The 25,474-nt window shown below is 60.7% G+C and carries 23 protein-coding genes; 11 read left to right on the forward strand and 12 right to left on the reverse strand.

The genetic code is table 11. The features are described 5' to 3' along the window. Positions 1-312 precede the first annotated feature (312 nt). From J9870_RS28060 to J9870_RS28085, 6 genes are all read right to left on the reverse strand, one after another. Entirely contained in the window at positions 313-1,281 is a 969-nt protein-coding gene (locus J9870_RS28060; protein ID WP_210641951.1) for a CDP-6-deoxy-delta-3,4-glucoseen reductase, read from the reverse strand. Continuing rightward, positions 1,281-2,747 carry a 4-hydroxy-3-polyprenylbenzoate decarboxylase gene (gene ubiD, locus J9870_RS28065; RefSeq protein ID WP_210641952.1) on the reverse strand — a complete coding sequence of 489 codons (1,467 nt, stop codon included), beginning with the start codon at positions 2,745-2,747 and terminating at the stop codon, positions 1,281-1,283. Before ubiD ends, J9870_RS28060 begins: the two co-directional genes overlap by 1 nt. Positions 2,748-2,826: 79 nt before the next feature. After that, positions 2,827-4,782 carry an acyltransferase family protein gene (locus J9870_RS28070; protein ID WP_210641953.1) on the reverse strand — a complete coding sequence of 652 codons (1,956 nt, stop codon included), beginning with the start codon at positions 4,780-4,782 and terminating at the stop codon, positions 2,827-2,829. A gap of 136 nt (positions 4,783-4,918) precedes the next feature. Beyond that, positions 4,919-6,178, reverse strand: a complete 1,260-nt coding sequence (gene rho, locus J9870_RS28075; protein ID WP_025216061.1) for a transcription termination factor Rho — start codon at positions 6,176-6,178, stop codon at positions 4,919-4,921. 241 nt (positions 6,179-6,419) lie between these two features. Continuing rightward, entirely contained in the window at positions 6,420-6,749 is a 330-nt protein-coding gene (gene trxA, locus J9870_RS28080; protein WP_210641954.1) for a thioredoxin TrxA, read from the reverse strand. 120 nt (positions 6,750-6,869) lie between these two features. Then, entirely contained in the window at positions 6,870-7,577 is a 708-nt protein-coding gene (locus J9870_RS28085; RefSeq protein WP_210641955.1) for a FadR/GntR family transcriptional regulator, read from the reverse strand. Between the two features lie 254 nt (positions 7,578-7,831). Here J9870_RS28085 and J9870_RS28090 point away from each other — a divergent pair, with 254 nt between their 5' ends. The 5 genes from J9870_RS28090 (at position 7,832) to ppx (ending at position 12,370) form a co-directional block, all read left to right on the forward strand. Further along, a complete protein-coding gene (locus J9870_RS28090; RefSeq protein ID WP_109752597.1) occupies positions 7,832-8,617 on the forward strand; it encodes a transporter substrate-binding domain-containing protein in 786 nt (261 codons plus the stop codon). A 21-nt stretch (positions 8,618-8,638) separates the two neighbouring features. After that, the gene (locus J9870_RS28095; RefSeq protein WP_210641956.1) at positions 8,639-9,307 is read left to right on the forward strand and encodes an amino acid ABC transporter permease; all 669 of its coding nucleotides are present in this window, start codon (positions 8,639-8,641) and stop codon (positions 9,305-9,307) included. Then, positions 9,304-9,954: an amino acid ABC transporter permease gene (locus J9870_RS28100; RefSeq protein WP_135847708.1), complete on the forward strand. Its 651-nt coding sequence runs from the start codon at positions 9,304-9,306 to the stop codon at positions 9,952-9,954. The genes J9870_RS28095 and J9870_RS28100 overlap by 4 nt, the downstream gene beginning before the upstream one ends. Continuing rightward, positions 9,941-10,678 carry an amino acid ABC transporter ATP-binding protein gene (locus tag J9870_RS28105; protein WP_210641957.1) on the forward strand — a complete coding sequence of 246 codons (738 nt, stop codon included), beginning with the start codon at positions 9,941-9,943 and terminating at the stop codon, positions 10,676-10,678. Before J9870_RS28100 ends, J9870_RS28105 begins: the two co-directional genes overlap by 14 nt. Before the next feature lie 189 nt (positions 10,679-10,867). Beyond that, positions 10,868-12,370, forward strand: a complete 1,503-nt coding sequence (gene ppx, locus J9870_RS28110; protein ID WP_210641958.1) for an exopolyphosphatase — start codon at positions 10,868-10,870, stop codon at positions 12,368-12,370. 91 nt (positions 12,371-12,461) lie between these two features. Here ppx and ppk1 read toward each other — a convergent pair whose 3' ends face one another. Further along, positions 12,462-14,678, reverse strand: a complete 2,217-nt coding sequence (ppk1, locus tag J9870_RS28115; protein WP_210641959.1) for a polyphosphate kinase 1 — start codon at positions 14,676-14,678, stop codon at positions 12,462-12,464. 17 nt (positions 14,679-14,695) lie between these two features. Further along, positions 14,696-15,709 carry a porphobilinogen synthase gene (hemB, locus tag J9870_RS28120; RefSeq protein WP_210641960.1) on the reverse strand — a complete coding sequence of 338 codons (1,014 nt, stop codon included), beginning with the start codon at positions 15,707-15,709 and terminating at the stop codon, positions 14,696-14,698. A 205-nt stretch (positions 15,710-15,914) separates the two neighbouring features. Here hemB and J9870_RS28125 point away from each other — a divergent pair, with 205 nt between their 5' ends. Further along, the gene (locus J9870_RS28125; RefSeq protein WP_210641961.1) at positions 15,915-16,538 is read left to right on the forward strand and encodes a DedA family protein; all 624 of its coding nucleotides are present in this window, start codon (positions 15,915-15,917) and stop codon (positions 16,536-16,538) included. Here the strand turns inward: J9870_RS28125 and J9870_RS28130 are convergent. Next, a complete protein-coding gene (locus tag J9870_RS28130) occupies positions 16,519-17,754 on the reverse strand; it encodes a sterol desaturase family protein (RefSeq protein WP_210641962.1) in 1,236 nt (411 codons plus the stop codon). The two genes, J9870_RS28125 and J9870_RS28130, sit on opposite strands and share 20 nt — an antisense overlap. Before the next feature lie 114 nt (positions 17,755-17,868). Between J9870_RS28130 and elbB the strand changes: the two genes are divergently transcribed. Further along, positions 17,869-18,537: an isoprenoid biosynthesis glyoxalase ElbB gene (elbB, locus tag J9870_RS28135; protein ID WP_210641963.1), complete on the forward strand. Its 669-nt coding sequence runs from the start codon at positions 17,869-17,871 to the stop codon at positions 18,535-18,537. A gap of 113 nt (positions 18,538-18,650) precedes the next feature. On the opposite strand, the gene J9870_RS28140 is transcribed toward elbB, so the two are convergent. Both J9870_RS28140 and J9870_RS28145 read right to left on the reverse strand, forming a co-directional pair. Continuing rightward, positions 18,651-19,106, reverse strand: coding sequence for a YaiI/YqxD family protein (locus J9870_RS28140; protein ID WP_210641964.1), 456 nt, complete (start codon positions 19,104-19,106; stop codon positions 18,651-18,653). A 110-nt stretch (positions 19,107-19,216) separates the two neighbouring features. Continuing rightward, the gene (locus tag J9870_RS28145) at positions 19,217-21,115 is read right to left on the reverse strand and encodes a cytochrome c/FTR1 family iron permease (protein ID WP_210641965.1); all 1,899 of its coding nucleotides are present in this window, start codon (positions 21,113-21,115) and stop codon (positions 19,217-19,219) included. A 316-nt stretch (positions 21,116-21,431) separates the two neighbouring features. Between J9870_RS28145 and J9870_RS28150 the strand changes: the two genes are divergently transcribed. The 4 genes from J9870_RS28150 to J9870_RS28165 all read left to right on the forward strand — a co-directional run bounded on the left by J9870_RS28150 (position 21,432) and on the right by J9870_RS28165 (position 24,704). Next, entirely contained in the window at positions 21,432-22,826 is a 1,395-nt protein-coding gene (locus J9870_RS28150; protein ID WP_210641966.1) for a hypothetical protein, read from the forward strand. Between the two features lie 18 nt (positions 22,827-22,844). Next, positions 22,845-23,216, forward strand: a complete 372-nt coding sequence (locus J9870_RS28155) for a YcfL family protein (protein ID WP_186706841.1) — start codon at positions 22,845-22,847, stop codon at positions 23,214-23,216. Positions 23,217-23,369: 153 nt separating this feature from the next. Further along, on the forward strand, positions 23,370-23,957 hold the full coding sequence (gene lpoB, locus J9870_RS28160; protein ID WP_210641967.1) for a penicillin-binding protein activator LpoB: 588 nt from the start codon (positions 23,370-23,372) through the stop codon (positions 23,955-23,957). Between the two features lie 3 nt (positions 23,958-23,960). After that, positions 23,961-24,704 carry a penicillin-binding protein activator LpoB gene (locus tag J9870_RS28165; RefSeq protein WP_210641968.1) on the forward strand — a complete coding sequence of 248 codons (744 nt, stop codon included), beginning with the start codon at positions 23,961-23,963 and terminating at the stop codon, positions 24,702-24,704. An 82-nt stretch (positions 24,705-24,786) separates the two neighbouring features. Here the strand turns inward: J9870_RS28165 and rhtB are convergent, their stop codons facing one another. Continuing rightward, positions 24,787-25,419 (reverse strand): homoserine/homoserine lactone efflux protein, encoded by a 633-nt coding sequence (rhtB, locus tag J9870_RS28170; RefSeq protein WP_210641969.1) that lies wholly within the window; start codon positions 25,417-25,419, stop codon positions 24,787-24,789. Between the last annotated feature and the right edge of the window lie 55 nt (positions 25,420-25,474).

Genomic DNA, 25,474 nt, shown 5'->3' on the forward strand with positions numbered 1-25,474 from the left:
GTCGGTGGATGGGGATTGCCCGTCATGCTGTTGACGTTTATCGGGATCAAGGCAAGTTAAATGCCAGTCCGCACCCTATATACGTTATCGGTATCTAGCCCCAAGGCTAAATATCGAAACGAAATATATGGAGTTATATCGATGGAAGGTGGCATCCACTCATATGATGAGGGTGCTTGTTCCCGCTGGACTGCGTAGCCGTCCCAAAACAGGCGGTTGCTGCGCAACCGAGCGGGAGCAAGCTCCCTCGCCACAAAACGCACGGTTGCAGATCACAAAAGCGCATGACTCAAGACAGGGGCTCAATCGCTATCAAGCCCGCGGCGCATACGCAAACACATCGGCACGCATTTGGTGGGCGTCCATTCCAGCCTCCACCAGCGCATCGAGCGTGGCGTAGATCATGGCCGGCGAGCCGCTGGCGTAGACATGCACGCCAGAGAGGTCGCTGATGTCCTCGCACACGGCTTCATGCAGCATCCCACAACGTCCTTCCCAACCACATACGTCGCTGACGACTTTGTGCAGGAACAGGTTCGGCAGCTTTTTCCACTCGTCCCAATGTTCGATTTCATAGAAATCTTCCGGCCGCCGCACGCCCCAATACAAATGCACCGGATGCTTGAAACCCGCCGCGCGGCAATGCTCGATCAGGCTGTGCATCTGCGCCATACCGGTACCGGCGGCGATCAGCACCAAGGGGCCGTCCGGCAGCTCGGACAGGTGGGTGTCGCCAAAAGGCATTTCGACACGCACGTTGGGGTTGCGTCGCAGTTGTTCCAACAGTGCCTGCGCACTGCTTTCGCGCACCAACACGTACAATTGCAGGTCACGCCCCGAATGCGGCGCGGAAGCCAGGGAGAATGCCGACTTCTCGCCGTTCTCCCGCTCGATCATCAGGTACTGCCCGGCGTGATAGCGCGGCGGCTTGCCCGCTGGTGCGCGCAAGCGTACTCGCCAGACATCGCCGCCCACGTCAGCGCACTCGATGACCTGGCAGGCCAGCTTGCGCACCGGCAACTCGCCCGGCGACAGCACGCCATCCCACAACACCACACAGTCTTCCAGAGGCTCGGCGATGCAGGTGAAAATCTCACCGTGATCGCGCACCTCGCCAGCCTGTTCCACACGGCCTTCCACCAACAACGCACCACAGACGTGGCAGTTGCCATTGCGGCAGCTTTGCGGGCATTCATAGCCCAGGCGCCGAGCACCATCGAGAATCCGTTCGGCGGGCCGGATCTCCAGCACCGCTCCGGAAGGCTGCAAGGTTACACGCATCAATCTATTCCTAACTGATTCCAGATGGCATCGATCCGTTGGGTAACGGCTTCATCCTTGACGATAACCCGGCCCCACTCACGGGTGGTTTCACCGGGCCATTTATGCGTGGCATCGAGTCCCATCTTCGACCCCAGGCCGGACACCGGCGAGGCGAAGTCGAGGTAGTCGATTGGCGTGTTCTCGATCATCACGGTGTCACGCTTGGGGTCCATGCGCGTGGTGATGGCCCAGATCACGTCGTTCCAGTCCCGTGCGTTGATATCGTCGTCGGTGACGATAACGAATTTGGTGTACATGAACTGTCGCAAAAACGACCAGACCCCCAGCATCACCCGCTTGGCGTGCCCCGGATACGACTTCTTCATGGTCACTACGGCCATCCGGTACGAACAGCCTTCCGGCGGCAGGTAGAAGTCGGTGATTTCCGGAAACTGCTTCTGCAGGATCGGCACGAACACTTCGTTCAGCGCCACCCCCAGAATAGCCGGTTCGTCCGGCGGGCGGCCGGTGTAGGTGCTGTGGTAAATCGGCTTGATCCGATGGGTGATGCGCTCGACGGTGAACACCGGGAAGCTGTCGACTTCGTTGTAGTAGCCGGTGTGATCGCCATACGGGCCCTCATCCGCCATCTCACCGGGATGGATCACCCCCTCGAGAATGATCTCGGCGGTAGCCGGCACTTGCAGGTCGTTGCCACGGCATTTCACCAACTCGGTGCGGTTGCCGCGCAACAGGCCAGCGAACGCGTACTCGGAGAGGCTGTCAGGCACAGGCGTCACCGCGCCGAGGATGGTCGCCGGGTCCGCGCCCAGGGCAACCGACACCGGGAATGGCCGACCGGGGTGCTTTTCACACCACTCACGGTAATCCAGCGCACCGCCCCGGTGGCTCAACCAACGCATGATGACCTTGTTGCGGCCAATCACCTGCTGGCGATAGATCCCCAGGTTCTGGCGATCCTTGTTCGGGCCCTTGGTGACGGTCAGGCCCCAGGTGATCAGCGGCCCCACATCGCCCGGCCAGCAGGTTTGCACCGGTAGCATCGCCAGGTCGACATCGTCGCCCTCGATCACCACTTCCTGGCAAATCGCGTCTTTGACGACTTTCGGCGCCATGGAAATGATCTTGCGGAAAATCGGCAGCTTGGACCAGGCGTCCTTCAGACCTTTCGGTGGCTCGGGCTCCTTGAGAAACGCCAGCAGCTTGCCGATCTCGCGCAGTTCGCTGACCGCTTCGGCGCCCATGCCCAGGGCCACGCGCTCAGGCGTGCCGAACAGGTTGCCCAGCACCGGGATGTCGTAGCCCGTAGGATTCTCGAACAATAACGCCGGACCTTTGGCCCGAAGCGTGCGGTCGCAGACTTCCGTCATCTCCAGCACTGGAGAGATAGGAATCTGGATGCGTTTCAACTCGCCGCGCTGCTCAAGCTGCTGCACGAAATCCCGAAGATCCTTGAATTTCATTGAGATGCCACCCCGAAAATAGGCGTACATCCTACCTGCTCTCACGCCCAAACAGCAGCCCGGGCATACGCAGCAGCGATCAATTATCGCTTGTACCCAGCAACACCGGGGCAAACAACGGGCTTAGCCGGGCGCTGCCAATGTCAGACAGATGATCCTCATCCCGGTACAGCGAATGCCCATTGACCTCGATGCTGCAGACCTGGCCCGCACACATCAATGGGGTCGGATCGATGACATGCACGCCTGGGTCGGCGGCGCTCATCGAGGCGAACAAGGCACTCAGAAAACCCTGGCGGGCCAAGTGCTCCTGGAGCGGACGCCCCAATCCCTCGGCCGAACGCCCAACCCGGGCCAGGCTGGTCAAGCGGCTGATAGTGCCCTTGCGCTGCAGCGGCACTTCCTTGAATAACCAGACTTGCGCACCCGTCGCCCTGATCGCCGCCACCCGCGCCTTGAGCGCTGCAGCCATACGCGCCTCGGCCTCGGCGGCATTGTCGCGAGGGTTGAGCAACACCTTCCTATCGCCGTCCTCACGACCGTAGACGTAAAGACTCCAATTGGAAGCCAGCACCACGTCCTTGATCTGCAGGCGACGGATCTGCTCCATGGTCCGTTGGTTAAAGTCCTTGCAACGCTGACGCGGCTCATCGCTCAGGATCGGCGGGCAGGCACTCATACTGTACAGCCACACCGGGCGCCCCTGGCGGGCGGCGTTATTTTCAATCGCCGGCAATAGCGCGGCAGCGTGGCTGTCGCCCCAGAACAGTTGTGTCGCCGGCTCACCCTGGTTCGCACCAACCAGACACGCCTTGTCCAGATTCTTGTCCGAGGTCACCAGCATGCATTTCATCTGTCCGGCCCGCCAATCCCGTGCCTGTGCATACTCCAGTGCCTTGCCCGTGAGGCGTTGGGGAAATCCATCCGCCGATCGCACCACCGCCCCCGTCACCGCCAGGGCGAACATGGCCAACAAGCCTCCCACCAGCACCGGCTTGCGGCCAGCGAGCACGCGCTTTTCACGAAATGGAAGCTCGACGAAACGCCAGCTCGACCAGGCAAGACCCAGCGCCAGCAGCATCCAGCCAGCAGCCTCCCAATGTTGGATACCGTCGATGGAAATCGCGTTGGCATAGACGTAGACCGGCCAATGCCACAGGTACAGGGAATAGGAAAGCAAGCCGATCCAGACCAGCGCCCGGGTACCGAGCACCTGCGCGACCCAGGTCGAGCCTTGTGCGCCGGACCAGATCAGTGCGCTAGCGCCAAGGACAGGCAGCAAGGCTGCCCAACCCGGGAATACCGTGTTCTCGTCGAAGGTGAAAACCGCCACCAGCACAGCCACCAACCCGACCACGCCGGCAACCTGATAGAGCCATGGCTTCACCGCCTGTTTCGACGCCGGCAACACCGCGAGCATCGCACCGCACAGCAATTCCCAGGCCCGTGTCGGCAGCGAGAAAAAAACCAGGTCAGGCTTGCGCTCCAGATAAGCGATGTTCAATCCGAAGGAAACCAGCAGCATGGCAAACAGCAGCCAGCGCCAATGGCGAACATGGCGCATCAACAACATCATCAGCAGTGGAAAGAAGATGTAGTACTGCTCTTCCACCGCCAGGGACCAGGTATGAAGCAACGGTTTGAGGTCTGACGCGGGCTCGAAGTAGCCGTCCTGACGCATGAACAGGATGTTCGAGATGAACAGCGCCTGATAACGAACCGCCCGGCCAAGCTCGGAAAAATCCTTGGCCGTCAGCAGCAACCAGCCCAGGGCCAACGCCGCCACCAGCACCACGCTCAAGGCCGGAATGATGCGCCGCGCGCGTCGGGCCCAGAAATCGACGAAGCTGAAACGCTGCGCGTTGATCTCGCGGAACAGGATGCCGGTTATCAAGAAACCGGAGATGACGAAGAAAACGTCAACACCAACAAAACCACCGCTGAACGTGCTGAAGCCGAAGTGAAACAGCACCACCGGAATAACGGCCAGCGCCCTCAAGCCGTCGATGTCACGACGGCTGCCGAATGTGTGCATAACGGTCCTTGTTGTTTTACGAACTGATGCAAGCACGGACACTACCGGCCTGGGAAAGTTGTCTATTTTGATACAAATGCCGCGAAAAAAAAGAGCGCCCCTGTTCAGGGCGCCCTTTCTTGAAGCGTGCTTGGTATTACTTGCGTTTCATCGACAGGAAGAACTCGTCGTTGGTCTTGGTCTGCTTCAGCTTGTCGACCAGGAACTCGATGGCAGCGACTTCGTCCATCGGATGCAGCAGCTTGCGCAGGATCCACATACGCTGCAGCTCGTCATCGGCCGTCAGCAACTCTTCGCGGCGGGTGCCGGAACGGTTGATGTTGATAGCCGGGAAGACGCGCTTTTCGGCGATCTTGCGATCCAGAGGCAGCTCCATGTTGCCGGTGCCTTTGAACTCCTCGTAGATCACTTCGTCCATCTTCGAGCCGGTTTCAACCAGCGCGGTGGCGATGATGGTCAGCGAGCCGCCTTCTTCGATGTTGCGCGCAGCACCGAAGAAACGCTTCGGTTTCTCCAGGGCATGGGCGTCGACACCACCGGTCAGCACCTTGCCGGAGCTCGGGATCACAGTGTTGTAGGCGCGGGCCAGACGGGTGATGGAGTCCAGCAGGATCACCACGTCTTTCTTGTGCTCGACCAGGCGCTTGGCCTTCTCGATCACCATTTCGGCAACCTGCACGTGGCGGGTCGGCGGTTCGTCGAACGTCGAGGCGACCACTTCGCCGCGCACGGTGCGCTGCATCTCGGTCACTTCTTCCGGACGCTCGTCGATCAGCAGCACGATCAGATGAACTTCAGGGTTGTTACGGGCGATGTTGGCCGCGATGTTCTGCAGCATGATCGTCTTGCCCGCTTTCGGCGGCGCCACGATCAAACCGCGCTGGCCTTTGCCGATGGGTGCGCACAGGTCGATGACACGACCGGTGAGGTCTTCGGTGGAGCCGTTGCCGGCTTCCATCTTCATGCGCACGGTCGGAAACAGCGGGGTCAGGTTCTCGAAGAGAATCTTGTTCTTCGCGTTTTCCGGGCGGTCGAAGTTGATGGTGTCGACCTTGAGCAGTGCGAAGTAACGCTCGCCTTCCTTTGGAGGGCGGATCTTGCCAACGATGGTGTCACCGGTGCGCAAGTTGAAACGGCGGATCTGGCTCGGCGAGACATAGATATCGTCTGGGCCGGCGAGATAGGAAGCGTCTGCGGAGCGGAGAAAGCCGAAGCCGTCCTGGAGAATCTCCAGCACGCCATCACCGGAGATTTCCTCGCCGCTTTTCGCGTGCTTTTTGAGCAGGGAGAAAATCACGTCCTGCTTGCGCGAACGGGCCATATTTTCTATGCCCATCTGTTCGGCCAATTCGAGCAGTTCGGTAATCGGCTTTTGCTTGAGTTCAGTCAGATTCATATAGGAATGACGTAATCATTTATGGAGGGGGGAAATTAAGCTTTTGGCTTAATGAGGCCGCGCCGCGGAGAAGGCGACAGGATCGCGTACTTATTCGAAAGGAGAGCGTCGGCGACGGCTTGCAGGGGGCAATGGAGAAACCAGTGCGGGGCCGAATGTAACACCTGCGTTTGCGAGCGTCTAGCCCTGAATAACGAAAAAGCCCCGCGATTTGCGGGGCTTTTTCAATGGCATTCGACGCTTAGATGTTAGCGTCGATGAAAGCGGCCAGTTGAGACTTCGACAACGCGCCAACCTTGGTGGCTTCGACGTTGCCGTTCTTGAACAGCATCAGGGTCGGGATACCACGCACACCGTGCTTGGCCGGAGTATCCTGGTTCTCGTCGATGTTCAGCTTGGCGATGGTCAGCTTGCCTGCGTAGGTGGTAGCAATATCGTCCAGGACCGGGGCGATCATTTTGCAGGGACCGCACCACTCAGCCCAATAGTCGACCAGTACCGGGCCTTCGGCCTTGAGTACGTCAGCCTCGAAGCTAGCGTCGCTAACGTGTTTGATAAGCTCGTTGCTCATGGAAGTCTCCGGGTAATCAGCAAAAAAACGTGGCCCATCATAGCTGCCCTTCCAAGGTTCAGGAAGCTTGAGTTGATTGAGTCTCGCTATGGCAGCAGGTGTATTTGAGTATGGCCCACGTCACGAGGCAGCAGGTGCCACGAAGGAAATTCCGGTACGCAACGCAGCGTTACGTACATGTTCCTGCATGGCTTTTTGCGCAGCCCCCGAAGCGCGGCGAGCCAAGGCGCGAAGGATTTTGCGATGCTCCTGCCACGTCTCCATCGCCCGCTCCGCCCTGATGAACGGTAGTTTCTGGCTTTCCAGGAAGATATCGGCACTGGCGGTGAGGATGCTCAACATTGCCTGATTGCCGCTGGCCAACAGGATCCGTCGATGAAATTCGAAATCCAGCCGAGCGGCGGCGTCGAAATCCCCGACTTTCAACTCCCGGCGCATGGCTTCGATATTGTCTTGCAGCGTGTCGAGCTCGTCGGCGCTCAACGTCACCGCCGCCAACCCCGCCGCGAAGCCCTCCAAGGCGTAGCGCAATTGGAAGATATCCACCGGCGAAGCCTGGGCCGCGAACGGCCAGCCCGGCGCCGACTCGTGGCGTGGCATCTCTGTCGACGACTGCACGAACACACCTTTGCCCGGCTGCACGCTGATCATGCCCAAAGCGCTCAACGAGGAAAGCGCCTCGCGCAACGACGCCCGGCTTACACCCAGTTGCAATGCCAGATCCCGTTGCGACGGCAGCGCATCCCCGGGACCGAAGCCTTCATCGGCGATCAGTTTGCGGATGGCTTGCAGCGCCACTTCGGGAACGGCACGAGAGATGGAATTCATGGATTTTCAGACAAGCCGAGTGAAGAAGCCGGTAGTTGTAAAGCTATTCGACGCGCCCGGCAAGTCGTGCCCCAGCAGGGTTCGGCGACAAATACCGACGCCCGATAAAGGTGCGAAATGTGCCGCAACTGTTCAGACCAGTAAGACCGCCAAACACCAGCAATTCCGTGGCTTTGACTGAATAAAAGCTTGTTTGGCATGGCCTGTGCTCTGTCCGAACGCAGAAATCACATCACCGATTGCGGAGATTCGCCATGATTCAGCGTTGCAGCGCCCTGCTCACTGCCCTGTTTGCCAGCCTGATGCTCTGCCAGCTACCCGCCCACGCCGACGGCCTGGAAGACGTGGTCAAGCGTGGCACGCTCAAGGTCGCCGTGCCCCAGGACTTTCCTCCGTTCGGCTCGGTAGGCCCGGACATGAAACCCCGCGGCCTGGACATCGACACTGCGAAACTGCTGGCCGACCAGCTCAAGGTCAAGCTCGAACTGACCCCGGTCAACAGCACCAACCGCATCCCGTTCCTGACCACCGGCAAGGTGGACCTGGTGATTTCCAGCCTGGGCAAGAACCCGGAGCGGGAAAAAGTCATCGACTTTTCCAGCGCCTACGCGCCGTTCTACCTGGCAGTGTTCGGCCCACCCGACGCAGCCATCAACGGCCTGGATGATCTCAAGGGCAAGACCATCAGCGTCACCCGTGGCGCCATCGAAGACATCGAGCTGACCAAGGTCGCCCCCGAAGGCGTCACCATCAAGCGCTTCGAAGACAACAATTCGACCATCGCCGCCTACCTGGCCGGCCAGGTCGACCTGATTGCCAGCGGCAACGTGGTGATGGTCGCCATCAGCGAACGCAACCCCAAGCGTGTCCCGGCGCTGAAGGTGAAACTCAAGGACTCGCCCGTGTATGTGGGCGTGAACAAGAACGAGCCGGCGTTGCTGGACAAGGTCAACCAGATCCTCGCCACCGCCAAGTCCGACGGCAGCCTGGAGAAAAATTCCCAGACTTGGCTCAAACAGCCACTGCCGGCCGACCTCTGACCGTCGCTTGAGAGGCTGAGCATGGCATATCAGTTCGATTTTCTGCCGGTGGTACAAAACACCGAGCTGCTGTTGCGCGGTGCCTTGTTCACCCTGGAACTGACGGCCATCGGCGCGCTGCTCGGGGTCAGCCTGGGCATCGTCGGGGCCGTGGTGCGGGCGTGGAACATTCGTCCGTTCGCGGCGATCTTCGGCGTGTACGTGGAGCTGATCCGCAACACGCCATTCCTGGTGCAACTGTTTTTCATCTTCTTCGGCTTGCCGTCCCTGGGCCTGCAGATCTCCGAATGGCAAGCGGCGGTGCTGGCGATGGTGATCAACCTCGGTGCCTACTCCACCGAGATCATTCGCGCCGGCATCCAGGCCATCCCGCGCGGGCAACTGGAAGCCGCCGCAGCGCTGGCGATGAGCCGCTTCGAAGCCTTTCGCCACGTGGTACTGCTGCCGGCACTGGGCAAGGTCTGGCCGGCCCTGAGCAGCCAGATCATCATCGTGATGCTCGGCTCGGCGGTCTGTTCGCAGATCGCCACCGAAGAATTGAGCTTCGCTGCCAACTTCATTCAATCGCGCAACTTCCGCGCCTTTGAAACCTATGCACTGACCACGCTGATCTATTTGTGCATGGCCCTGTTGATCCGCCAGTTCCTGAACTGGGTGGGTCGCCGCTACATTGCCAGGAGCAGCCAATGAGCGATTTCACTTTCTGGGACGTGGTGCGCAACCTGCTCACGGGCTTGCAATGGACCCTGGCCTTGTCGTTGGTAGCGTTTATCGGCGGCGGGCTGATCGGCCTGCTGGTCATGGTCTTGCGCATTTCCAAAAACGCCCTGCCCCGCAACGTCGCCCGCACCTACATTGAACTGTTCCAAGGCACGCCGCTGTTGATGCAGTTGTTCCTGGTGTTCTTCGGCGTGGCCCTGGCCGGGGTGGAGATTTCGCCGTGGATGGCGGCGGCGATTGCCTTGACGCTGTTTACCAGTGCCTATCTGGCGGAGATCTGGCGCGGTTGCGTCGAAGCGATCCCCAACGGCCAGTGGGAAGCCTCTTCGAGCCTGGCCCTCAACCCACTGGAACAGTTGCGCTACGTGATCCTGCCCCAAGCCCTGCGCATCGCCGTGGCGCCGACCGTGGGCTTTTCGGTACAGGTGGTCAAAGGCACAGCAGTGACCTCGATCATTGGTTTTACCGAACTGACCAAGACCGGCGGCATGCTCGCCAACGCCACGTTCGAGCCGTTCATGGTGTATGGCCTGGTGGCCCTCGGTTACTTCCTGCTCTGCTACCCCTTGTCCCTCAGTGCGCGCTACCTGGAAAGGAGACTGCATGCCTCTGCTTAGAATTTCCGCCCTGCATAAATACTACGGCGATCACCACGTGCTCAAAGGCATCGACCTGACCGTCGAGGAAGGCCAGGTGGTGGCGATCATCGGCCGCAGCGGCTCGGGCAAATCCACTTTGCTGCGCACCCTCAATGGCCTGGAGTCGATCAACGACGGCGTGATCGAGGTGGACGGCGAATACCTCGACGCCGCCCGTGCCGACCTGCGCAGCCTGCGGCAGAAAGTCGGGATGGTGTTCCAACAGTTCAACCTGTTCCCGCACCTGACCGTCGGCGAGAACGTGATGCTCGCGCCGCAGGTTGTACAGAAGGTCCCCAAGGCCAAGGCGGCCGAACTGGCGCGGCAGATGTTGGAACGGGTCGGCCTCGGCGAGAAGTTCGATGCCTTCCCGGACCGTTTGTCCGGTGGCCAGCAGCAACGGGTAGCGATTGCCCGGGCCTTGGCGATGTCGCCGAAAGTGCTGCTGTGCGACGAAATCACTTCGGCCCTGGACCCGGAACTGGTCAATGAAGTGCTCAGCGTGGTGCGGCAACTGGCCAAGGAAGGCATGACCCTGATCATGGTCACCCATGAAATGCGTTTCGCCCGGGAAGTCGGCGACAAGCTGGTGTTCATGCACCAGGGCAAGGTGCATGAAGTCGGCGACCCCAAGGTCTTGTTCGCCGAGCCGCAGACGGCCGAGCTGGCGAATTTCATTGGGACAATCGAGCCTGCGGCCTGAGGTTCTGCGGTGCCGCTTCCGGACTCATCGCGAGCAGGCTCGCTCCCACCCTGACCGCATTCCACATGCGGTTCGTTCACCTGTGGGGGCGAGCTTGCTCGCGATTGACCGCGAAGCGGTCGCCTTTGCGTTGGCGTAACCGGTTGATCGTGGCAGGATGTCGAAGTTATCGACCGAGACTTTTTGACCATGCCGCCATCCCAAGCCAAGAATCTGTCCCTGATTGCTGCCATAGACCTGGGCTCCAATAGCTTCCACATGGTCGTCGCCAAGGCCCAGAACGGGGAAATCCGCATTCTTGAGCGGCTCGGCGAGAAGGTCCAACTGGCCGCCGGTATCGACGAAGAACGCCAGTTGAGTGAAGAATCCATCCAGCGCGGGCTCGATTGTCTCAAGCGGTTCGCCCAACTGATCAACGGCATGCCCCTGGGCGCGGTGCGGATCGTGGGCACCAACGCCCTGCGCGAGGCGCGCAACCGCGGCGAATTCATCCGCCGTGCCGAAGAGATCCTCGGCCACCCGGTGGAAGTCATCTCCGGCCGTGAAGAGGCCCGCCTGATCTACCTCGGCGTGTCCCACACCCTGGCCGACACCCCGGGCAAACGCCTGGTGGCGGACATCGGCGGCGGCAGTACCGAGTTCATCATTGGCCAGCGTTTCGAGCCGCTGCTGCGCGAAAGCCTGCAGATGGGCTGCGTCAGCTACACCCAGCGCTATTTCCGCGACGGCAAGATCACCCCGGCTCGCTACGCCCAAGCCTATACGGCGGCGCGCCTGGAAATCATGAGTATCGAACACGCCCTCCATCGCCTGACCTGGGATGAAGCCATCGGCTCCTCAGGCACCATTCGCGCCATTGGCCTGGCGCTCAAGGCTGGCGGGCATGGCAGTGGCGAAGTCAATGCCGAGGGTCTGGCTTGGCTCAAGCGCCGGGTGTTCAAGCTCGGCGATGCGGACAAGATCGACTTTGAAGGCATCAAGCCTGACCGCCGGGCGATTTTCCCGGCGGGCCTGGCGATTCTGGAAGCGATTTTCGACGCTCTCGAATTGCAGCGCATGGACCACTGCGAGGGCGCCCTGCGCGAAGGCGTGCTGTATGACCTACTGGGGCGTCATCACCACGAAGACGTCCGTGAACGCACCCTGGGCTCGCTCATGGAGCGTTATCACGTCGATCAGGAACAGGCGGCACGAGTCGAGCGCAAGGCGCTGCATGCCTTCGACCAGGTGGCCGATGATTGGGATCTGAACGACGGTGTCTGGCGCGAATTGCTGGGCTGGGCCGCCAAGGTGCATGAAGTGGGCCTGGACATCGCCCACTATCACTACCACAAGCATGGCGCCTACCTGATCGAGCACTCGGACCTGGCGGGCTTCTCCCGGGAAGACCAGCAGATGCTCGCGCTATTGGTGCGCGGTCACCGACGCAATATTCCCAAGGATAAATTTGCCGAGTTCGGCGATGACGGCATCAAACTGATTCGCCTGTGCGTGCTGCTGCGCTTTGCGATCCTGTTCCACCACATCCGCGGCACCCAGGAAATGCCCCAGGTGGTCCTGCACGCCAATGGCGATCAGCTGGATGTGCTGTTTCCCGAAGGTTGGCTGGAAGAGAACCAACTGACCCAGGCCGACTTCGCCCAGGAAGCCGACTGGCTAACCCGGGTTGGGATTGTGCTGAATATTCACTGAATCCTGAAACCTTCTGTGGCGAGGGGATAAGCCCCCTCGCCACAGCAACCTCCCTCGCCACAAGGCCTGAGTTCAGCTCCCGCCCAATCGCTCAACGAACCGCCAACACCGGGCTGCTCAAGCGCTCCAGCAAGGTCGCCTGGGCGCTGCGCGGGTTCTGGTTGCCGGTCGGCGTGTTGCGGATGTAACGGCCATCCGATTGCAGGCTCCAGCTGTGGGTGTTGTCGGTGAGGTAGCTTTCCAGCTCTTTCTTGACCCGCAGGATCAGCTTCTTGCCTTCCACCGGGAAGCAGGTCTCGACCCGCTTGTCGAGGTTGCGCTCCATCCAGTCGGCACTGGACAGGAACATCTGTTCCTCGCCGCCGTTGAGGAAGTAGAACACCCGGGTATGTTCCAGGAAACGCCCGATGATCGAGCGCACATGGATGTTATGGGAAACCCCCGGAATGCCCGGCCGCAGGCAGCACATGCCACGCACCACCAGGTCGATGCGCACGCCCGACTGGCTGGCCTTGTACAACGCACGGATGATTTTCGGATCGGTCAGCGAGTTGAATTTGGCAATGATGTGCGCCGGCTTGCCTTCCAGGGCGAACTGGGTTTCCCGGGCAATCATGTCGAGCATGCCCTTTTTCAGGGTAAATGGCGCATGCAGCAGTTTCTTCATGCGCAGGGTCTTGCCCATGCCGATCAACTGGCTGAACAGCTTGCCGACGTCTTCGCACAAAGCATCGTCAGAGGTCAGCAGGCTGTAGTCGGTGTACAGGCGGGCGTTGGCCGCGTGATAGTTGCCGGTGCCCAAGTGGGCGTAACGCACGATCTCACCAGCTTCGCGCCGCAGGATGAGCATCATCTTGGCGTGGGTCTTGAAACCGACCACGCCGTAGATCACCACCGCACCGGCCGCTTGCAGACGGCTGGCCAGTTGCAGGTTGGACTCTTCATCGAAGCGCGCCCGCAATTCGATCACCGCGGTGACTTCCTTGCCGTTTCGCGCCGCGTCCACCAGGGCGTCGACGATCTCCGAGTTGGCGCCGCTGCGATACAGGGTCTGGCGCACCGCCAATACGTGAGGGTCCTTGGCTGCCTGGCGCAACAGGTCGACCACCGGCGTGAACGACTCGAACGGGTGCAACAGCAGGATGTCCTGCTTGCTGATCACACTGAAAATGTTCTCACTGTTCTGTAGCAGTTTCGGGATCTGTGGCGTGAACGGCAAATATTGCAGTTCCGGATGACTGTCCAGGCCGGTGATGCTGAACAGCCGGGTCAGGTTGACCGGGCCGTTGACCTGATACAGCTCGGTCTCATGCAGGTTGAATTGCTTGAGCAGGTAATCGGACAGGTGTTTCGGACAGGTATCGGCCACCTCCAGGCGCACCGCATCGCCGTAGCGACGGGAGAACAGCTCGCCGCGCAGGGCGCGGGCCAGGTCTTCGACGTCCTCGGTGTCCACCGACAGGTCGGCGTTACGGGTCAGGCGGAACTGGTAGCAACCCTTTACCTTCATGCCCTGGAACAGGTCATCGGCGTGGGCATGGATCATCGACGACAGGAACACATAATTGTCGCCGGGACCGCCAACGTCTTCCGGTACACGGATGATACGTGGCAGCAGGCGTGGCGCGGGAATGATCGCCAGACCGGAATCGCGACCAAAGGCGTCGATACCTTCCAACTCGACGATGAAGTTCAGGCTTTTGTTGACCAGCAACGGGAACGGGTGCGTCGGGTCGAGGCCGATCGGCGTGATGATCGGCGCGATCTCGTCGCGGAAATAGCGGCGCACCCAGGTCTTGAGCTTGGTGGTCCAGTAGCGGCGACGAATGAAGCGAACCTGGTGCTTTTCCAGCTCCGGCAACAGGATGTCGTTGAGGATCGCGTACTGACGGTCAACGTGGCCGTGGACCAGTTCACTGATGCGCGCCAGGGCCTGGTGCGGCTGCAAACCGTCGGCACCGGCTTGTTCACGGGCGAAGGTGATCTGCTTTTTCAGGCCGGCGACGCGGATTTCGAAGAACTCATCCAGGTTGCTGGAAAAGATCAGCAGGAACTTCAACCGTTCCAGCAGCGGGTAGGACTCATCCAGCGCCTGTTCCAGCACGCGGATATTGAACTGCAGTTGCGACAGCTCGCGATGGATGTACAGGCTGCTGTCATCCAGGTTGGGAACGACAATCGCCGGGGCCGGGGCAGGCTCGATGACGGCCGGTGGAGCAGGCTCCATTTCCGGCGGTGTCTCGGCAATTTGCTCGACCACGGGCTGAGCGTCTTTTACAGCAACTTCAGAGAGTCCTTCGGTATTCATCGCAAGTTCCTGGGAGGCTATTTCTGCTCTCGTAACAATTGAGCGGCACGCACGGCAAAGTAAGTCAGGATGCCATCAGCTCCTGCACGTTTAAAAGCGGTCAAGGACTCGAGGATTACGCCTTCGCTCAACCAGCCGTTCTGGATCGCGGCCATGTGCATGGCGTACTCGCCGCTGACCTGATAAACAAAGGTCGGTACTTTGAACTCGTCTTTGACCCGGTAAAGAATGTCGAGGTAAGGCATGCCCGGCTTGACCATGACCATATCTGCGCCTTCTGACAAGTCCGCCGCGACTTCGTGCAAGGCTTCGTGGCTGTTGGCCGGGTCCATTTGATAAGAGGCCTTGTTGGCCTTGCCCAGGTTCAGGGCCGAGCCGACCGCATCGCGGAACGGACCGTAATAGGCGCTGGCGTACTTGGCCGAATAGGCCATGATCCGCACATTGACGTGACCGGCCACCTCGAGGGCTTCGCGGATCGCCTGGATGCGGCCGTCCATCATGTCCGACGGCGCCACTACCTGGGCACCGGCCTCGGCGTGGGACAGCGCTTGCTTGACCAGTGCATCGACGGTGATGTCGTTCTGCACATAGCCCTCTTCATCAAGGATGCCGTCCTGCCCATGGGTGGTGAACGGGTCCAGCGCCACATCGGTGATTACCCCCAGCTCCGGGAAGCGCTCGCGCAAGGCACGCGTGGCCCGCTGGGCAATGCCCTGCGGGTTCCAGGCTTCGGCAGCGTCCAGCGACTTGAGGGCCGGCGGCGTCACCGGGAACAGCGCCAGCGCCGGAATGCCCAGCTCGACCCAGTGGGCGGCTTCTTCCAGTAACAGATCGATGGTCAGGCGTTCCACCCCCGGCATCGACGCCACCGCTTCACGACGGTTTTCACCGTCCAGCACAAACACCGGCAGGATCAGGTCGTTGGTGGTCAGCACGTTTTCACGCACCAGCCGACGAGAGAACTCATCACGGCGATTGCGACGCAGGCGGGTAGCAGGGAACAGACGATTGGCGGGGGTAAAGCTCACGGCAGACTCCTGAGCCCGCGCTGACGGGCGAGCGTGACAGTTATAAGCGGCCATTATGACCAACAGATGACAGATATGTGCACCTGCGTCCTGTCGTCGCAGTTATTGTCATTGTAGGAATTGTTCACGTCGAGACACATTTCGATACTTTCCTGAATGTGCCTGAAGGGTTAGGCTGCGCGTTCATTTCGCCAGCACCCAGACAATGCTCCAACAATTTCTGCATGACTTCGGCTACTTTGCCCTGTTTATCGGCACGTTCTTCGAAGGCGAAACCATCCTCGTGCTCGCAGGTTTCCTGGCGTTCCGTGGCTACATGGACATCAACCTGGTCGTGGTCGTGGCATTCTGCGGCAGCTACGCGGGCGATCAGCTGTGGTATTTCCTGGGCCGCAAGCATGGACGCAAGCTGCTGGCGCGCAAGCCGCGCTGGCAATTGATGGGTGATCGCGCGCTGGAACACATTCGCAAGCATCCGGACATCTGGGTCCTGAGCTTTCGCTTCGTCTATGGCCTGCGCACGGTGATGCCGGTGGCCATCGGCCTGTCAGGCTACCCGCCGGGCCGCTACCTGCTGCTCAACGGCATCGGCGCGGCGATCTGGGCCACGGCGTTGGCCGCTGCCGCGTACCACTTCGGCGCGGTGCTCGAAGGCATGCTTGGCAGTATCAAGAAATATGAGCTGTGGGTACTCGGCGCCCTGTTGCTGCTGGGCCTGTGCCTGTGGCTACGGCGGCGCATCAAGAACGCTCGGCTGGCCCGCAAGGTCCTTGAAGCCGAGCGGCTGGAACAAGCCAGGTCCGGCGAATCTACGACGCCCACCGAGTAAACCGGTGGCGGCAGTAATACAGGCCAATGCCGCTGAGCAAGCTGTAGCTGAGCAGCCCGACCCAGGCCACAGGGCCTGCCGGCCATAAGCCGACCAGCGGCGCCAGCCACACCAGCGGCAGGTTCGAGACCAACCGCAACAGCTCCAGCCTGAGTGCCCACGGGCGATTCTCCAGGGCCACGCCCAGCACGAACAAGCCCAAGGCCACCGCCCCCCAGCCGAGCGCCAGGGCAGCGACTGGCAAGCTGTTCTCCAGGTTCATCAAGTAGCTGCCCAGCGCGATGTAGACGCAGAACTGCAAGGCCACGTACCACTGCTGATGCCCGTCCAGCGGCACGTCGAACTTGCGGAACTGACTCAAGTCCGGCTTGTTCAGCGGGAACCTGGCGGCCACATCCGCTGGCCGCCATCCGGTGGGCATGAACCAGATCCTCAGCTTGTCCCACCTGCGCTCGGCCCGCCGGGCATCCGCCCACAGCTGTGCATAAAACTGCAGGTTCGCCCACAACGGATTCCAGCTGGCCAGCGGCGTGGTCACGCCAAAAATCACCGGCTCGCTATCGTCTTCTTCCTGGAAGGTGCCAAACAGACGGTCCCAAATAATGAACACCCCGCCGTAGTTGCGATCCATGTAGAGAGGGTTCTGTGCATGGTGAGCACGATGATTGGACGGCGTAACGAAGCACCACTCCAGCCAGCCGAGCTTGGGAATGTGCTGGGTGTGGACCCAGAACTGGTACAGCAGATTCAGCGCCGCAACGCTGACGAACACCACCAGCGGTACGCCGAGCACGGCCAATGGAAGGTAGAAAATCCAGCTCAGCACAAACCCCGTACTGGTCTGGCGCAACGCGGTGGAAAGGTTGTAGTCCTCGCTCTGGTGATGCACCGAATGGGCGGCCCAGAGGATGTTGCGTTCATGGCCCATGCGGTGCAGCCAGTAGTAGCAAAAGTCGTAGAACACAAACGCGAACACCCAGGTCCAGGCCCGGTCGGCGGGCAGATCAATCACGGCCAAGTGGTCGAGGGCGAAGGCGTAGGTCACCAACCCCACGCCCTTGGTCAGCAGGCCGGTGGTGGTCGACAGCACACCAGTGCTCAGGCTGTTGATCGCGTCCGCCACACGGTAGTGACTCACGCCACGCCAGCGATCAGCCAGCAGCTCGACGGCAATCAGCACGAAGAAGAACGGCACGGCATACAGAATGAAATTCATGACGCAATCCGAGCTTGGAGGTAACCGGCAGATTAGGTGTAGCTGCTGGAGAACCCTATGGCAACGAGTGACAAATTAGTGGACATTTAACGCCATGAATCTGGAGAAAAACCCATGAGCAAAAAAATTGCAGTGATCCTTTCCGGCTGTGGCGTGTATGACGGCGCCGAGATCCACGAAAGCGTGATCACCTTGCTGCGTCTCGACCAGCGCGGGGCACAGGTGCAGTGTTTCGCCCCCAACATTGCCCAACTGCATGTGATCAATCACCTGACCGGCGAAGAAATGCCCGAGAGCCGCAACGTGTTGGTGGAGTCGGCACGAATCGCCCGGGGCAACGTGAAAGACTTGCGTGACGCCAAGGCCGAAGACTTCGATGCGTTGATCGTACCGGGTGGTTTCGGCTCGGCGAAAAATCTCTCCAACTTTGCTGTCGAGGGCGCCGCTTGCAGCGTCCAGCCGCAAGTCCTGGCACTGGCCGAGGCCTTTGCCGAAGCGGGCAAACCGGTGGGGCTGATCTGCATCTCCCCGGCCCTGGCAGCGAAAATCTATGGCCCCGGCGTGGTCTGCACCATCGGCAACGACGCCGACACCGCTGCCGCCGTGGTCAAGATGGGCGGCACTCACGAGGACTGTGCCGTTACCGACATCGTCGAAGACACCGCCCGCAAACTGGTCAGCACCCCGGCCTACATGCTGGCGCGGAACATCAGCGAAGCGGCCTCGGGCATCAACAAGCTGGTGGACCGGGTGTTGGAACTGACGCACGAGAACGACGCCTGACCCACCGCTGCGGGAGCGAGCTTGCTCGCGATGACGTCAGTTCAGTGGCATAGGCATTGGCTGACACACCGCTATCGCGAGCAAGCTCGCTCCCACAGGGGATCGGGCAAGACTCAGGAGATTCGGGCCAACCGCGTCAGTATCCGGTCCAAGGCATTGGCAAACCCCTGTTTGTCCCGCTCGCTGTACGCCGCCGGGCCGCCACCCATGTGGCCCTGCTCACGCAAATCGGTGAACAGGTTGCGCACCGCCAGCCGATCGCCCATGTTCTGGGCATCGAACTCCTTGCCCCGCGGGTCGAGGGCCGCGACGCCGTTCTTCACCAGCCGGTCAGCCAGGGGCACGTCACTGCAAATGACCAGCTCGCCAGGTACCGCATGCTCCACCAGGTAATCGTCCGCCGCATCAGGGCCGCTGGGTACCACGATCAGCTTCACGCAGGCCAGGCCAGGCTTGATCTGCGGCTGACCGGCCACCAGCACCACCTCGAACTGGCGCTTGAGGGCGAACTTGACCACCAGATCCTTCGCGGCCTTCGGGCAGGCGTCGGCGTCGATCCATACGCGCATTGGGATTGTTCCTCTTTAAAAGCTTCGCGAGCAAGCTCGCTCCCACAAAGACAGCCTACATCCTGTGGGAGCGAGCCTGCTCGCGATAATGAGCGCAGCGAATGCTTTTCTCAGGAAACCTGAACTCTACGCTTCTCGACCACCCAACTGCGCCCATACAGCACCACGATCGCCAGGATCGCCACCACTTGGGCGCTCAGCGAATAGGCATCGGCATGAATACCCAACCAGTCGAAATCGAAGAACGCCACCGGACGGGTGCCGAAGATCCCGGCTTCCTGCAGTGCCTTCACACCATGACCGGCGAATACCACCGACAGTGCGCATAGCAACGCGGCATTGATGCTGAAGAACAATGCCAGCGGTAGTTTTGCCGAGCCGCGCAGAATCACCCAGGCCAACCCGACCAGCAGTACCAACGCCGTCGCGCCGCCAGCCAGTACCGCGTTATGCCCGGCAGGGCCCGCCTGCAGCCACAGGGTTTCATAGAACAGGATCACTTCGAACAGTTCGCGATAGACCGAGAAGAACGCCAGGATCGCAAAACCGAAACGCCCGCCACCGCCCACCAGGCTGCTCTTGATGTAATCCTGCCAGGCCGCCGCATGTCGCCGGTCGTGCATCCACACCCCCAGCCACAACACCATCACACTGGCAAACAACGCCGTCGCACCTTCGAGCAATTCGCGCTGGGCACCGCTGACGTCGATCACATACGCGGCCAGCCCCCAGGTCGCCAGGCCGGCCAACAGCGCCAACCCCCACCCAACGTTGACGCTGCGAACCGCCGACTGCTGGCCAGTATTGCGCAGGAACGCCAGGATCGCCGCCAGCACCAGGATCGCTTCCAACCCTTCGCGCAGCAGAATCAACAACCCTGAGATGTAGCTCAGCGACCAGCTCAAGCCGTCGCCGCCCAGCAGGCCGGCGGACTCTTTCAACTTAGCCTTGGCCGCGTCCAGGCGCTGTTCGGCCTGCTCGACCGGCAAGCCATCCTGCAAGGATTGTCGGTAGGCCATGAGGGACTTTTCGGTGTCCTTGCGCACGTTGGCATCGACGTTATCCAGCGAGCTTTCCACCAGCTCAAAGCCTTCCAGGTAAGCCGCTACCGACAGGTCGTAGGCCTGGTCGTGGTCACCGGCACGATACGCCGCGATGCTTTTATCCAGGGTGGCGGCGGTGTAATCAAGCAACTGTGCCGGGCCGCGTTGCACTTGCGGCGGCTGGGCACGCTGGGCACGGAAAGTGGCCGCGGCAGCTGGACCTTGCGCAGCGAGGACTTCGGCCGGCGTCTGCCGCGCAAGGTCTGCAAGATTGTAGATCTGCTCACTTTTCGCAGCGGCCGGGTCGGCGCTGAAGCTGGCGATGTAGGTCGCCAGGTCCCAGCGCTGACGATCGTCGAGCTGATCGGCGAAGGCCGGCATGTCGGTGCCTTCGACGCCCATGCCGAGGGTGTTGTAGATCGCGTAGAGACTCAAGCGATCCAGGCGCTGACCGTCGCGCAGGTTGGCCGGCGGCGGCTCCAGGCCGACGCCGGCAGGCCCGTCGCCAGCACCACTGTCCCCGTGGCACACCGAACAATGCTGGGCGTACAACGGCGCACCGCGTGTAGGGTCGGGGGTGATGACCGGCGCCTGGCTCACTTCATAAGCCACCGCCAACCTGGCCCCAAGCTGTCGGGCCAGGCGGGCAACATCACCGCCGTCCTGACGCTGGGTGATCGCGCTGCGCAAGGCACTGATGCCTTGCGTCAGCTCAGCCTTTTCCGGCTTGGCCGGCAGCCCGGCGATCAAGCCTTCCACTGCCTGGGTGAATTCCAGCTGCTCGCGGTATTCCGACTCATCGACGACCTTGCCCGCTTCGACCGTTACCGGGTAATCGGCACCAATGTAATCGAGCAAATGCAACGCCTGGGGGGCGCCTTCAACGGTGTCGGCCAGCAACGGAGCGCTGCACAACGCCAGCAATGGCAGTGCAAGCCACGCCAGAATACGAAACGGGGCAGTCATGAATGACTCTCAGTTGGTAATAAGAAGTAACACATTGTTCACTTCCAATGACTTTGGCTCAAGAGGCGATGTGTGTTGACGGTACATTTTCATCGGATTTTCATGCTTTGGAGGTGATGTCACAAAAAAGGCACTTCGACATTGAAAAGCCATTACATAACCCCGGGCCCTGTTTATAATCGCGCCGCCTTCTTATTGTCAGATGGCATAAAAGCTCCTCTTCTTATGAGGAACTGACAGCGTTCCGATGCCTGTCCGTGGGATCGCCCCAGCCCGACCCGCACACCCCGGCTGATACCTCAGGGAAGATGTAGTCATGGCATCCCGTGCCGCTTTTTCGCTCGCCCTCGGTGCGATCACCTTGCTGTCCGGCTGTTCGGCCTTTCGCAACTACGACAGCGAATTGGCCCAGACCAACCAGCAGCTGGCTTCCGGCAACGTCGACGCAGCGTTGACCCTGCTGGAAAAGAACAACAGCAACCAGGACAAAGACCTCCTGTACTTCTTCGAGAAAGGTGAGCTGCTGCGTGCCAAGGGCGATCTGTCCGGCAGCCAGAAGGCCTGGACCAGCGCGGACCAACAGGTCGGCCAGTGGGAAGACGCGGTCAAGCTCGACACCGCCAAGTACCTGGCCCAGTTCGGCAGTTTCCTGGTCAACGATAAAGTCCGCCGCTACGAAGGCTACGACTACGAAAAGGTCATGCTGACCACGCAGATGGCCCTGAACCTGCTGGCGGTGAACGACTTCGACGGTGCGCGGACCCAGATCAAGAAAACCCACGAACGCGAAGCGGTGATCGCCGACCTGCGGGACAAGGAATACCTCAAGCGCGAAGAAGACGCCGAGAAGCAAGGGGTCAAGACCGAGTACAAAGACCTCAAGGGCTACCCGGTGGCCAGCCTCGACGCCCCGGAAGTGGTCAGCCTCAAAAACAGTTACCAGAGCGCGTTCAGCCATTACCTGGCCGGTTTCGTCTACGAAGCCCTCGGCGAAAAGGACCTGGCCGCGCCGGGCTATCGCAAGGCCGCCGAACTGCGCCCGAACACACCATTGCTGGAACAGGCGCTGCTCAACCTCGACAAGCCTGCCGCCAAGAACGAAGACAGCGACATCCTGATCGTGGTCCAGAGTGGCCTGGCGCCGTCGCGGGACTCGATCCGCATTCCCCTGCCCTTGCCCATCAGCGGCAACCTGGTCATCACGCCCTTGTCGTTCCCGCTGATCAAGCCTGACACCTCCACCGCCACCTTCGCCCAGATCGGCGTCGACGGCCGCCAGATGGACCTGACCCAGCTCAACAGCACCACCGCCATGTCCCGTCGGGCCCTGCGCGACGATATGCCAGGCATCATCCTGCGCACCACCGTGCGCGCCATCAGCCGCGGCGTGGCACAAAAGCAGATCAACGACACCAACCCCCTGGCCGGCCTGGCTGTGGGCCTCACCTCGGCCGTGCTCGAAGGCGCCGACACCCGGACCTGGCGCACCCTGCCGGACTACACCCAGGTGGTACGCCTGCGCCTGAAAAAAGGCGAGCACCAGGTGACCTTGCCAAGCGCCATAGGCGGCTCGGTGGTCAAGGTCACCGTCGACCAGCGTTACCAGGTCATCAGCCTGCGGGCGGTGGGTAACCAGGTGTTCGCCGGTGGCCTGGCCGCCCAAGTGATGCCCAGCGCCAACCCGACCGCCATTGCCCTCAAGCAACCTTAAGAACGGAGTCTTGTTCACATGCGTTTAAAACTGATCGCCGTCGGCGCCCTGGCCTTGCTGGCCGGTTGCGCCACCCCACCGCCACCGGAGCCGGGCAGTGCCGCCAGTAAGGTCGTGGCGATGGGCAAGACAAAAAACATCGTGGTCGGCGCCATGCGCGTAGCCCGGGAAAACGGCTACATGACCGTCAATGTCCAGTTGAGTAACACCAGCTACAACAACAAGACGATGTATTACCGCTTTGCCTGGCTGGGGCCGGAAGGTTTTCCGATCGCCGAGGAAGAAACCTGGAAAAGCCTGACGATGTACGGCGAACAAACCAGCTTCCTGCCGGCCATTGCGCCGACACCCAAGGCCGTGGACTTCCGGTTGGAAATCAACACGCCTTGAGACGCAAAAAACTGTGGGAGCGAACGTGCTCGCGATAGCGCTGGATCAACCAGCCATGATGTGACTGACACACGGCTATCGCGAGCAAGCTCGCTGCCACAGAAAGTACCTGAGTGACGCGTTATCCCTTTTTCAGCTTTCGAGAGCCCCTACATGTTTGTACGCATTTCCTCCATCGCCTTCGCCGTCCTGCTGGTCAGCGGCTGCGCCAACAACTCCCCGGTCCTGGGCAACAAGAACATCAGCTACGGCGACACCAAGGCTGTGGAAACCGTGACCAACGAATTCGGCTCCACCGACCTGCAGATGATCGCCGAATCCATGACCCGCTCCCTGGCCCAGTCCGGCGTTTTGCAGGGCCGCCCGGTGGTCCAGGTCTATGACGTGAAGAACAAGACCAGCGAGTACATCGACACCCGCGAAATCACCACCAGCATCAAGACCCAACTGATGAAAACCGGTGCGGCGCGTTTTGCCAGCGACAACAACGCCATGGACAGCCAGGTCGACCAGCTCAAGCTGCAGAACCAGAGCGGCCTGTACAAGAAAAGCACTGTGGCCAAGACCGGTAACATGATCGCGGCCAAATACCGCATCGAGGGCTCTATCAGCTCGATCGTCAAGCGCAGCAGCGACTACAAGGACGTCTTCTACAAATTCAGCCTGCAGTTGGTCGACGTCGAAAGCGGTCTGGCCGAGTGGATGGACGAGAAAGAAATCCGCAAGACCACGGAGCGTTAAACCATGCGCACATGGATCGGCATCATGGCCCTGGCCTGCGCGTTCGGCGCCCAGGCGGCCCCAAAAGTCGCGGTGACGGACCTGGCGTACCAGGAACGAGTGGAGGAATACATCCACACCGTTTCCGCCCAGAGCAACTTCCAGGCGAACACGTACAGCGCCAGCGCCTCGTCGAGCTACGACGAAATGGAAGCCACCAGCAGCTACATCGAGCAAGGCGAGCTGCGCAAGTTCACCGGTGACATCAAGGGCGAGATCCTGCGCAGCGGAATGTTCCAGCTGGTGCAGGGCACCCCGCACACTGCGTCGTCCAAGGGCGATGTCTATGACGTGATCAAGCGCATCAAGGCTGGGCAGTTCAAGGGTGCCGATTACGTGCTGTTTGGCACGGTGTCGGACATCGATTTCACCCGCGATATCAACGAACTGGCCAACACCGACAGCTACTCGGCAGTGCTGGCGCTGACCCTGGTGGCGGACTTCAGCCTGATCAACACCAAAACCTACGAAATCACCTCGGCCTTCACCGCCATGGGCGAAGGCCAGGACACCAAGCTGTTGAACCACCGTGACGCGCACATCAGCCTCAACCGGCCACGGGTCGTGCGCGATGTGTCCAAGGCCTTGGGTGAGGACGTAGCGCAGCAACTGAGCGAGCAACTCGGCGGCCCGAGCTACGAACAACCCCGCGAGCCAGCACAGCGCAACAATCTGCCGCGCGATAGCGCGCCGGTGATCCTGCGCTGAGTCACATCACTGGGTAGATGCCTGGAAGCCTTTGGCGAGGGAGCGTGCTCCCTCACCACAGGTGTTGTGTGAAAGTCGGTTTTTACACCGCAGCCCTGCGAATCGTCGCCAGAAAACCTGCCGCACCGATGAACAGGCCCGCAAAAGTACGGTTCATCCGCCGTTGCTGTTGCGGGGTACGCAGCAGGCGCAGGACTTTGGACGCCAGCCCGGTGTACCCGGCCATGACGATGAGGTCGACGCAGATCATGGTCACGCCCAGGATCAGGTATTGCTTGACCAAGGGTGCATGGGGATCGATGAACTGCGGCAGCACCGCCAACATGAACACCAGAGCCTTGGGGTTGCTGATGTTGACCAGCAAGCCGCGAAACACCAGTGCCAACGGATTGCCGATAGGCCGCACGACGGCCTCATCACTGATATCGCCGGGGATGGCTCGCCACTGTTTGATACCCAGGTAAACCAGATAGGCCACACCAAACCATTTGATCGCATAGAACGCGGTAGCCGATGCGGTGAGGATCGCGCCAACACCGGCGGCGACAATCACGATTTGCAACGCCAGGCCCAGCTGCAGGCCCAGGGCATTCCAGTAACCGCGCCAAAAACCGTAGCGCAAGCCACTGGACATCGATGCAATAGCACCGGCGCCTGGGGAAAGACTGATCACCCAACATGCGGCAAAAAACGCCAGCCATGTTTCCAGCACCATTGCACACCTCGGCTCAGATTCGTCGAAACGACTAAGCTAATGCGCCGCCGCGCAG

It is taken from the genome of Pseudomonas sp. Tri1 (assembly GCF_017968885.1).
Lineage (GTDB): Bacteria > Pseudomonadota > Gammaproteobacteria > Pseudomonadales > Pseudomonadaceae > Aquipseudomonas.